Below are 10,024 nucleotides of genomic sequence, written 5' to 3'. Positions count from 1 at the left end.
ACTGGCGGGGTGTGACAGCGCGGATGGCGTGCCGGGCACCCAGCGCCCTGAAGGGGCGCGGGGCTGTGCACATATGCGGCTCCGCCGCGTGGGCGCGACAAGCCGCGGTCGGCCCGCAGACTGCACACGACCTTCCTGCGCCCCTCCAGCGGGGCGCTTGGCGTGACTCCAGACCAGAAACGTGAGAACCGCCGGCACCCGCCGGTGGTCGTCCGCGGCCTCCGGCAGGCGGAGCTTGCCGAGAATGCCGCGGACGTGCTTCTCGACGGTGCCCTCGGTCACCCACGGACGGCGGCCGATGCCGGCGTTCGAGCGGCTCTTGAGCAGATAGCCGATCCGGTGGCCGCTCGCGAGCGGCTCCAGGGCGTCCTCGACCTCCACGAAGGCGGACAGGACGAGAATGCCGAGATCGGGATACCGCTCGCGGTTGCCGCGGGCCGCCTTCAGTCCTTCGGTGGAGTGGGTGGGCGGCATTCCGATGTCGACGATCACAACGTCGGGCAGATGCTCGGCGACCGGTTCCAGGAGCGCGTTCGCGTCGCCCGCCCGGCCCGCCACCTCGTAGCCGAGCCGCTCGCAGAGGCTGGCCAGACCCTCCCTGAGCAGGACATCGTCGTCAGCCAGGACGACCGTCCCGCGCGGGACGCCGTGCTGCGTCCATGGTGTTCCCCGTCCGCTCACCCGACCTGTGCGGTACGTGTCTGCGGGTACGCCTTCAACAGCCTGCCGGACATGGCCGGTTACGGCTGGCCGCAGGTGGGCAATGGAGGAGAACCGGAAGCCGTTTCGGGGACTGCCCGTGACGACACGAAGACAGTTCGAGGAAAAGCTCGTACCAGTGCAGATGCAGACGGACCGGCGCCCCGGGCGAGGGGCGGCGGGCCGACGACCGAAAGGCTGCGGCAGATGCGACAGACACGGATCGAGAAGGGGCGGCGGTCGGTCCGTGTCCGCCCGTACGAGGACGAGGCATCGCCGTACGGGGACGAGGAGCGGTACGCGGAAGGGCTGTTGTCCGGCCTCGACCCCCGCGACCCCGACATCGTGCGCGCCAAGCGCCTGCGATCGGCGGCGAACGGCGGGACGCCCCGCCGCTGAAGCCGGACCGGTCGCCTCAGCATCTGGGAAGTCCGCACCGTCTGTGCACTCCGCACCGTCTGTGAAGTCTGCCCGGAGCGTACGCATGTCACCGAGTCCAGGACGCCCCCGTGTCGGACCTCCATGCTGCGTACGTTCCGGGCATTCGCCTGTCCGCAATTCGCCTGTCCGCAATTCGCCTGCCCGCGATTCGTCTGCCCGCGATTCGTCTGCCCTGAATTCGCCGCCGGTCAGTCCGGGGAGGGTCTCGGCAGGGACAGCCGTGCGATCAGCGTGGTCCCTCTGCCCGGCGGGCTTCTGACGGTCAGCCTGCCGCCGATCGCCTCGACCCGGTCGGTGAGCCCGATCGGCCCGGAGCAGCCGCCCGGCTCATCGCGCACCCCCACCAGACGACAGGACACGGTCACTCAGGGCAACGACATGCGCTGTCTCATCGTCGATGACAGCGCCCGGTTCCTGGAGGCCGGGCGGCCGCGCGCCCTGCTGGAGCGTGGCGGGGTCCAGGTCGTCGGCTTCGCCTCGACAGGCGCGGAGGCGCTCAAGCGCGCGAGTTCCTGGCCAAGTCGGCCCTGTCGGCGCGGGCGGTCCGGGACTTGCTGGAGCCGTGAGGCGGACGCCCCGACCGGGACGACGGGAGCCCCAGCCCGGGATGGCGAGGAGCGCGTCCGAACAGCGAGGTTGCGCAGAGGTGTTGTCCGGGCCTGATCAACACGCTTCAATGCGGGGTGACTTGGGCCGGGAACCTCCGCGCAGAGATGCGCACGTCCCCGCACGCCGACCGTGCGGCCCCTCCGACCAGCGCGAACGGCCCGACCAGCCGCTGCTAGCACTCACAGAAGGGCCCCTGTATGCGGGACGGCACTCAGCACGCGGACGCCGCCACGACGGAGCTGGAGACGGCCCTGCGGGGCGGCCCCTTCCATGTCGCCCTGCGCGCCGCGATCGCCGCCCGTGGACTGCCGCTGCAGCGCGTGCAGCACCATCTGACGCGCTACGGGGTCAAGGTCGGCGTGACGAGCCTGAGTTACTGGCAGCAGGGCGCCCGGCGCCCCCAGCGCCCCGAGTCCCTGCGGGCCGTGCGCGCCCTGGAGGAGATCCTCCAGCTGCCGGACGAGTCGCTGATCCGGCTGCTCGCGAAGGCCCACGAGCGACCCGACGCGGAACGCGCCGCGACCCGCTCGTACCGCTCCCTGGTGGAGGCCTCCGGCGCCCTGGAGAAGCTGCTGACCGAACTGGACTCACCGCTCGACGGCGGACTGCACACCCTCGGCCACCACGAGCGCGTACGGATCGGCACCCGGCGCGAATTGCTGGGACGCGACTCCCAGCACATCGTGCGCGCACACAAGGACGGCATCGACCGCTTCATCGCCATCCACCACGGCGACCCGGGCTGCACCCCGGAGCAGATGACGGTGCACGCCCTGGAGAACTGCCGCACAGGACGCGTCCTTTGGCACCACGACACCGGCGTACTCGTCGCCGAGCTGCTCTTCGACACGCGGCTGCGCGCGGGCGAAACCTTTCTGTTCCGCTACGGCGTCGAGGACGGCACGGCCGGCGCGTCCAGTGAGTACGTCCGCGGGTTCGGCTTCTCCGGCGGGCAGTACGCCCTCCAGGTGCGCTTCGCCGAGGACGCGCTGCCCGTGCGCTGCCACCGGTTCGCCCAGCACTCGGCCGCGGCGCCCCGGAGCGGCCGCCAGGAGCTGGCACTGAGCGACCGCCACCGGTCGGTCCACATGGTGGAGCAGCGGGTGCGGGCCGGGATCGTGGGGATCGCGTGGGACTGGGAGTGAGCGCCGATCGAGGTCGCGGCGAGGGCCTCTGCCCGATCCTTCGGGACACGTAAACGCTTACGTAAGCGTTTACGTGTCCCGAAGGATCGGGTACGGTCCGAGTCGGGACGACGCCCGACGAGGGCGTCGGCGAGTGCGAGGGAGGGGGTCTCTCATGGCGACCATGGTCGATGTGGCCCGGAGCGCGGGTGTGTCCGTCGCGACGGTCTCGCACGTACTCAACGACACACGCCCCGTGCGGCCGGCCACCCGCCAGGCCGTGCTCGACGCGATCGACGAACTCGGCTACACGCCCAACACCCTGGCCAGATCCCTCGTCACCTCGCGCACCCGGTCGATCGGGCTCGCGGTGTCGGCGATCAGCAATCCTTACTTCACGGAGATCCTCCAGGGTGTGGAGGCCGGCGCTCTGGAGCGCGGATACAGCCTGCTGATCGCGGACCCGCACGACGATCCGGTGCATGAGCGCAAGGTGGTCCAGCTGCTGCACGAGCGGCGCGTGGACGGCATGCTCGTCGCGCCGTCCGCGCATCCGGAGGAGCTGCTCGGCTACCTCGGGCGGCACGACGTACCGACGGTGTTCCTGGACCGGCTGATCGCCGGCGACCGGACGCCACCAGGTTTCACGTTCGACCAGGTCTGTGCGGAGAACACCGAGCCCGTCACGCTCCTGGTCAGACATCTCGCCGAGCTGGGGCACAAGCGGATCGGCCTGGTCGCGGGTCTGCCGGGGCTCAGCACGACGAGTGAACGGATCTCCGGTTACCGGCACGGCCTGGCGTACGCGGGGCTCGCGTACGACGAGCGGCTCGTGGTCCCCGGCAACTCCGAGGCGGCGGGCGCCGAGCGCGCGACCGAGGTCCTGCTGTCCCTCCCGGCGCCGCCGACGGCACTGGTCACCGCCAACAACGCGATGACCATCGGCGCACTGTGGGCCGTGCGCGCGAGAGGTCTGTCCGTGCCCGGCGACCTGGCCCTGTGCTGCTTCGACGACTTCTCCTGGGCGGACCTCTTCTCGCCCCGGCTCACCGCGATCTCCCAGCCCAGCAAGGAGATCGGCTCCCAGGCCGTACGGCTGCTGCTGGACCGGCTGGACTCCCCCGGCCGCGAGGCCCGTACGGTCCGGCTGCCCTCCGCCTTCGTGCACCGCACCTCGTGCGGCTGCCCCGAGAAAGGATCCGACTCGTGATCGTCGTCGCCGGTGAGGCCCTGATCGATCTGGTGCCGAGTGAGGCTGGCGCGCTCGCGGCGCTCGACCCGCGCCGCGGCGGCGGCCCGTACAACACGGCGGTGGCGCTGGGCCGGCTCGGCTCCCCCGCGGCCTTCTGCTCGCGGATCTCGCACGACGCCTTCGGCGAGGCCCTGGTCGCAGGACTGCGCGAGGCGGGCGTCGATGTGTCGTCCGTGGAGCGGGGCGCCGAGCCGACGACCCTCGCGGTCGCGTCGATCGCCGCGGACGGCTCGGCCGGTTACTCCTTCTACGTCGAGGGCACGGCGGACCGGCTGTTCTCGGCGTCCTCCCAACTCCCGGACGGGACAAGGGCGGTGTCCTTCGGTACGTGTTCGCTCGTCCTGGAGCCGGGCGCGACCGCGTACGAGGAGCTGATGCGGATCGCGGCGGCGCGGGGTGTGTTCACCGCGCTCGACCCCAACATCCGCTCGGTGCTGATCCCGGACGCGGACGCCTACCGTGCCCGGTTCAAGAGCTGGCTGCCGTCGGTGTCGCTGCTCAAGCTGTCCCAGGAGGACGCGGAGTGGCTCGGCGGCACTCCGCGCGAGTGGCTGGCGTCGGGTCCTTCGGCCGTGGTCGTCACACGGGGCGGCGACGGGCTGACCGCCTACACCCGCGACGGCGCGGAGTACGCCGTGCCGGGCGAACCGGTCGACGTGGTGGACACGATCGGCGCGGGCGACACGGTGAACGCGGCGCTGCTGCACGGCCTCGCAGCCCACGACGCGCTCTCCGGTCAGGCACTGGCGGATCTGGGCGCCGACGGCTGGCACGCGTTGCTCCGGTTCGCCGCACGAGCTGCGGCGATCACCTGCTCCCGAGCGGGCGCGGAGCCACCGTACGCACATGAGGTGGGCGCTTTCTAGCGGACGCGGGGCAGACGGCTCGGCGGCTCGGCGGCTCGGCGGCTCGGCGGCTCGGCGGCTCGGCGGCTCGGCGGCTCGGCGGCTCGGCGGCTGATTGTGCAACGCGTCGCGTCCCACGGGAGGTTGAGTTTCCGTGGGACGCGACGCGTTGTGCGTGGTCCATGTACGTGCGCGCAGGAGACCGGCCTGCTTGTGCGAAGGCGGGAGGCCTGGGGGCCGGGGCGGCCGGGGCTTCCTTCGCGAGGCCGTACGCGTACGGCCGAAGCGGCTCAGGCCTTCTGGGCCCGCGTCGTCTTCTTCGCCGAGGTCGCCTTCTTCGTGGCCGCGGCTGTCTTCTTGGTGGCCGTGTTGTTGGCGGCCTTGGCCGTGGTGGTCTTGGCGGCGGCCTTGGCGGTGGTGGTCTTGGCCGTCGCCGTCTTCTTTGTCGTCGAGCCGGCGGCCACCGCCCCCTTGGCGGCCGTCTTGCGCGGGGCCTTCACCTGCGAGGCGTCGCTGACGCGCTCGGCGCCCAGGACCTCGCGCAGGAACTTGCCCGTGTGGCTGGCCGGAACCCCGGCGACCTCCTCGGGTGTGCCCTCGGCGATGACGAGGCCACCGCCGCCACCGCCCTCGGGGCCCATGTCGACGACCCAGTCGGCGGTCTTGATGACGTCGAGGTTGTGCTCGATGACGATGACCGTGTTGCCCTTGTCGACCAGGCCGGACAGCACGGTGAGCAGCTTGCTGATGTCCTCGAAGTGCAGACCGGTGGTCGGCTCGTCGAGGACGTACACCGTGCGTCCGGTGGACCGCTTCTGGAGCTCGCTGGCGAGCTTCACGCGCTGGGCCTCGCCACCGGACAGGGTGGTAGCGGACTGCCCTAGCCGGACGTACCCGAGACCGACGTCGTTCAGTGTCCTGAGGTGGCGGGAGATCGCCGGGACGGCCTCGAAGAAGTGCATGCCTTCCTCGATCGGCATGTTCAGGATGTCGGCGATGGACTTGCCCTTGTAGTGGACGTCCAGCGTCTCCCGGTTGTACCGGGCACCGTGACAGACCTCGCACGGGACGTACACGTCCGGGAGGAAGTTCATCTCGATCTTGATCGTGCCGTCGCCCGAGCAGTTCTCGCAGCGGCCGCCCTTGACGTTGAAGGAGAAGCGGCCGGGCAGGTAACCGCGGACCTTCGCCTCGGTCGTCTCGGCGAACAGCTTGCGGACGTGGTCGAAGACTCCGGTGTACGTCGCCGGGTTCGACCGGGGCGTGCGGCCGATCGGCGACTGGTCGACGTGCACGACCTTGTCGACGAGGTCGTCGCCGTCCACGCGCGTGTGCCGCCCGGGAACGCTCCTGGCGCCGTTCAGCTCGCGGGCCAGGTGTGTGTACAGGATGTCGTTGACCAGCGTGGACTTGCCGGATCCTGAGACTCCGGTCACGGCCGTGAGGACGCCCAGCGGGAACGACACGTCGATGTCCTGCAGGTTGTTCTCGCGGGCACCGTGCACCGTGAGCTGCCGGGACGGGTCGTGGGGACGCCGGATGTCGGGCAGCGGGATGGCCTTCTTGCCAGACAGGTACTGACCGGTCTGCGACTCCTCGTTGGCGAGCAGCTCCTTCAGGGAGCCGCTGTGCACGACCCTGCCGCCGTGCTCGCCCGCGCCGGGGCCGATGTCGACGATCCAGTCGGCGACCTTGATGGTGTCCTCGTCGTGCTCGACGACGATGAGCGTGTTACCCATGTCTCGCAGCCGGACCAGAGTCTCGATGAGCCGGTGGTTGTCGCGCTGGTGCAGGCCGATGGAGGGCTCGTCGAGCACGTACAGGACGCCGACGAGGCCCGAGCCGATCTGGGTCGCCAGGCGGATGCGCTGAGCCTCGCCGCCGGAGAGGGTGCCCGCGGCGCGGTTCAGCGAGAGGTAGTCCAGGCCGACGTCGACCAGGAACCGCAGTCGTTCGTTGACCTCTTTCAGGACGCGCTCGGCGATCTTCTTGTCGCGGGCGTCGAGCCTCAGCTCGCCCAGGAAGTCCGCGCAGTCGCTGATGGACATCGCGGAGACCTCGGCGATCGACTTCTCCATGACCGTGACGGCGAGGACGACCGGCTTGAGGCGCGTGCCCTGACAGGTGGGGCAGGGCACTTCGCGCATATAGCCCTCGAAGCGCTCGCGGCTCGCGTCGCTCTCGGCCTCGCTGTGCCGCCGCTTCACGAAGGGGACCGCGCCTTCGAAGGGCGTGGTGTACACACGCTCCCTGCCGTACCGGTTCCGGTAGCGGACCTCGATCTGTGTCTTGTGGCCGTGGATCAGCGCCTTCTTGGCGCGCTGCGGAAGACCGGCGAAGGGGATGTCGGTCCGGAATCCCAACGCGTCCGCGAGGGCTCCGACGAGACGCCCGAAGTAGTCCTTGGTGTGGCCGTGCGACCAGGGGTGGATGGCGCCCTCGTCGAGGGACTTGTCCTCGTCCGGGACGATCAGCTCGGGGTCGACCTCCATGCGCGTGCCGATGCCCGTGCACTCCGGGCAGGCGCCGAAGGGCGAGTTGAAGGAGAAGGAGCGGGGCTCCAGCTCCTCGAAGGACAGGTCGTCGTACGCGCAGTACAGGTGCTCCGAGTACATGCGCTCGCGCTCGGGGTCGTCGGCGGGAAGGTCGACGAAGTCGAGGACCACCATGCCTCCGGAGAGGCCGAGGGCGGTCTCCACGGAGTCGGTCAGACGGCGCTTGGCGCCTTCCTTGACCGTGAGGCGGTCGATGACCACCTCGATGGTGTGCTTCTCCTGCTTCTTCAGCGTGGGCGGGTCGGTGAGCTGGATCGTCTCGCCGTCGACCCGGGCCCGGCTGTACCCCTTGGTCTGGAGATCGGAGAAGAGGTCGACGAACTCGCCCTTGCGCTCGCGCACCAGCGGCGACAGAACCTGGAAGCGGCTTCCCTCCGGCAACTCCAGGACCTTGTCGACGATGGCCTGCGGCGACTGGCGCGCGATGGGGCGCCCGCACTCGGGGCAGTGCGGCTTGCCGATGCGCGCGAAGAGCAGACGCAGATAGTCGTAGACCTCGGTGATGGTGCCGACCGTCGAGCGCGGGTTGCGCGAGGTCGACTTCTGGTCGATGGAGACCGCCGGGGAGAGGCCCTCGATGAAGTCGACATCCGGCTTGTCCATCTGGCCGAGGAACTGCCGGGCATACGAGGAGAGCGACTCCACGTAGCGCCGCTGGCCCTCGGCGAAGATCGTGTCGAAGGCCAGCGAGGACTTGCCCGACCCCGACAGGCCCGTGAAGACGATGAGCGAGTCGCGCGGGAGGTCGAGCGAGACATTCTTCAGATTGTGCTCGCGCGCTCCACGGACGATGAGACGGTCGGCCACGCCGGTCCGCACCTTTCTTGAGAAGAAGTGACAGGGGCGAGGCCCCCGGCTTTTCAGACGACGGGACCCCCGTCTTTTTCAGACTAGAGGGAGCCACTGACAGCGCCGGTCTGGTTTCCCTGGTTCACAACAATCCCGGGCCCTCCAGCATGCCCGACGCCGCAACCGACCATATAGCACGTGCATTCGATTTACGGGGGCCGCCCACAACCTTCACCCAAACGTGTGGCGGGACTATCGTCGTGCCCATGAACGATCATGTGCGCGACCTGGCGTCTGTACGTGACGCGACCGAGCGGCTGCTCATCGCAGTCGCCAAACGGGACAACGTTTCCGTGACCGGGCCGTCACGGCTGCCCGGCTGGAGCCGCGGCCACGTCCTGGCCCACCTCGCCCGCAACGCGGACGCCCTCGTGAACGTCCTCGAAGGTCGGCCGATGTACGTCTCCGGTGAAGCCCGGGACGCCGACATCGAGCGGGACGCCCCGCGCCCCCTGGAGACACACCTCACCGACCTCCGCGAGAGCGCGGCCCGCTTCCAGGAGGCGGGGGCAGCGCCCGCGGACTGGTCCCGCACGGTGGAACTGCGCAACGGAGTCACCGACTCGGCGTCCGGGGTGCCGTTCCGTCGGTGGATCGAGGTCGAGCTGCACCACGTGGATCTGGGGATCGGGTACGACCTGGAGCACCTCCCGGAGGAGTTCGTGGAGCGCGAGATCTCCTTTCTCACGGGCCGCTTCACCGGGCACCCGGAGGTGCCGCACACGCGCGTCACGGACGGCACACGCGCGTGGAGCACGGGACGCTCCTCCGGAGACGGCGGTCCGGGGCGAGCCGTGGGCGCCGGGGAAGGTGCGGACGTGACCGTGAGCGGTTCCGCGCCCGCCCTGCTCGGCTGGCTCGCGGGCCGCCGCGACGGGTCCGCGCTGAGCATCGACGGCGGCCTGCTTCCCGTACTCCCTCCGCTATAGGCTGAGTGCCATGACGTACAGCGGAACGGTGACGGTCGACGGCCCTGCCGATGTGCACGAGCTGCGGGACCTGATGATCTCCAAGGTCGCGGTCGGCCCAATGAACAACAACGCCTATCTGCTGCGCTGCCGGGCCACGGACGAGCAACTCCTGATCGACGCGGCCAACGACGCCGGGACGCTGCTCACCCTGATCGGCGACGACGGCATCGCGTCCGTGGTCACCACGCATCAGCACGGCGACCACTGGCAGGCGCTCGCGGAGGTCGTGGCGGCCACGGGCGCGCGCACGTACGCGGGACGGGACGACGCCGACGGCATCCCCGTACCGACGGACGTGCCCGTCCAGGACGGCGACACGATCCGGGTGGGGCACGTGACCCTGACCGCGCGCCATCTGGTGGGGCACACGCCCGGCTCGATCGCCCTGGTCTACGACGACCCGCACGGGCACCCGCATGTGTTCACGGGTGACTGTCTCTTCCCGGGTGGTGTGGGCAACACACGTAAGGACGCGAAGGCGTTCGCCAGTCTGATCCACGACGTCGAGACAAAGATCTTCGACGTGCTGCCGGACGAGACCTGGGTCTACCCGGGCCATGGCGACGACACGACACTGGGTGCGGAACGGCCGCACCTGCCGGAGTGGCGCGCGCGGGGTTGGTGACCTCGCCCGCCCCGAAGGCCGGTCGGCGAACCCACCGATCTGACCGCTCTGACG

At 70.1% G+C, this 10,024-nt stretch carries 8 protein-coding genes and 1 pseudogene; 6 read left to right on the top strand and 3 right to left on the bottom strand.

Annotated elements, in window-relative coordinates:
- Positions 1 to 174: 174 nt before the first annotated feature.
- A pseudogene (locus OHA11_RS36150) lies at positions 175 to 681 on the bottom strand (response regulator transcription factor); the annotation flags it as partial.
- A 225-nt stretch (positions 682 to 906) separates the two neighbouring features.
- Between OHA11_RS36150 and OHA11_RS36145 the strand changes: the two are divergent.
- Positions 907 to 1,098 carry a hypothetical protein gene (locus OHA11_RS36145; RefSeq protein ID WP_266503500.1) on the top strand — a complete coding sequence of 64 codons (192 nt, stop codon included), beginning with the start codon at positions 907 to 909 and terminating at the stop codon, positions 1,096 to 1,098.
- A gap of 230 nt (positions 1,099 to 1,328) precedes the next feature.
- Here OHA11_RS36145 and OHA11_RS36140 read toward each other — a convergent pair whose 3' ends face one another.
- Complete coding sequence (locus OHA11_RS36140; RefSeq protein WP_266507894.1) at positions 1,329 to 1,499, bottom strand: hypothetical protein; 171 nt, start codon at positions 1,497 to 1,499, stop codon at positions 1,329 to 1,331.
- A 447-nt stretch (positions 1,500 to 1,946) separates the two neighbouring features.
- Between OHA11_RS36140 and OHA11_RS36135 the strand changes: the two genes are divergently transcribed.
- The 3 genes from OHA11_RS36135 to OHA11_RS36125 all read left to right on the top strand — a co-directional run bounded on the left by OHA11_RS36135 (position 1,947) and on the right by OHA11_RS36125 (position 4,991).
- On the top strand, positions 1,947 to 2,894 hold the full coding sequence (locus OHA11_RS36135) for a hypothetical protein (RefSeq protein ID WP_266503498.1): 948 nt from the start codon (positions 1,947 to 1,949) through the stop codon (positions 2,892 to 2,894).
- A gap of 154 nt (positions 2,895 to 3,048) precedes the next feature.
- On the top strand, positions 3,049 to 4,083 hold the full coding sequence (locus tag OHA11_RS36130; protein WP_266503496.1) for a LacI family DNA-binding transcriptional regulator: 1,035 nt from the start codon (positions 3,049 to 3,051) through the stop codon (positions 4,081 to 4,083).
- On the top strand, positions 4,080 to 4,991 hold the full coding sequence (locus OHA11_RS36125) for a carbohydrate kinase (protein ID WP_266503494.1): 912 nt from the start codon (positions 4,080 to 4,082) through the stop codon (positions 4,989 to 4,991). The genes OHA11_RS36130 and OHA11_RS36125 overlap by 4 nt, the downstream gene beginning before the upstream one ends.
- 269 nt (positions 4,992 to 5,260) lie before the next feature.
- Here the strand turns inward: OHA11_RS36125 and uvrA are convergent, their stop codons facing one another.
- Positions 5,261 to 8,332 (bottom strand): excinuclease ABC subunit UvrA, encoded by a 3,072-nt coding sequence (gene uvrA, locus OHA11_RS36120; protein ID WP_266503493.1) that lies wholly within the window; start codon positions 8,330 to 8,332, stop codon positions 5,261 to 5,263.
- Positions 8,333 to 8,580: 248 nt separating this feature from the next.
- On the opposite strand from uvrA, the gene OHA11_RS36115 reads away from it, so the two are divergent.
- Together OHA11_RS36115 and OHA11_RS36110 are read left to right on the top strand one after the other, a co-directional pair.
- Positions 8,581 to 9,303, top strand: coding sequence for a maleylpyruvate isomerase family mycothiol-dependent enzyme (locus OHA11_RS36115; protein ID WP_266503491.1), 723 nt, complete (start codon positions 8,581 to 8,583; stop codon positions 9,301 to 9,303).
- Between the two features lie 10 nt (positions 9,304 to 9,313).
- On the top strand, positions 9,314 to 9,970 hold the full coding sequence (locus OHA11_RS36110; RefSeq protein WP_266503489.1) for an MBL fold metallo-hydrolase: 657 nt from the start codon (positions 9,314 to 9,316) through the stop codon (positions 9,968 to 9,970).
- Positions 9,971 to 10,024: the final 54 nt, after the last annotated feature.

It is taken from the genome of Streptomyces sp. NBC_00878, assembly GCF_026341515.1.
Taxonomy (GTDB): Bacteria; Actinomycetota; Actinomycetes; order Streptomycetales; family Streptomycetaceae; genus Streptomyces.
The sequence above is the reverse complement of the archived record's forward strand: the minus strand, read 5'-3'. Positions and strand labels throughout refer to the sequence as shown.

What these genes read in the sequence shown, in the direction of transcription:
- OHA11_RS36130 (WP_266503496.1), top strand. Translation starts at nt 3,049, where the DNA reads ATGGCGACCATGGTCGATGTGGCCCGGAGCGCGGGTGTGTCCGTCGCG.
- OHA11_RS36145 (WP_266503500.1), top strand. Translation starts at nt 907, where the DNA reads ATGCGACAGACACGGATCGAGAAGGGGCGGCGGTCGGTCCGTGTCCGC.
- OHA11_RS36135 (WP_266503498.1), top strand. Translation starts at nt 1,947, where the DNA reads ATGCGGGACGGCACTCAGCACGCGGACGCCGCCACGACGGAGCTGGAG.
- OHA11_RS36110 (WP_266503489.1), top strand. Translation starts at nt 9,314, where the DNA reads ATGACGTACAGCGGAACGGTGACGGTCGACGGCCCTGCCGATGTGCAC.
- OHA11_RS36115 (WP_266503491.1), top strand. Translation starts at nt 8,581, where the DNA reads ATGAACGATCATGTGCGCGACCTGGCGTCTGTACGTGACGCGACCGAG.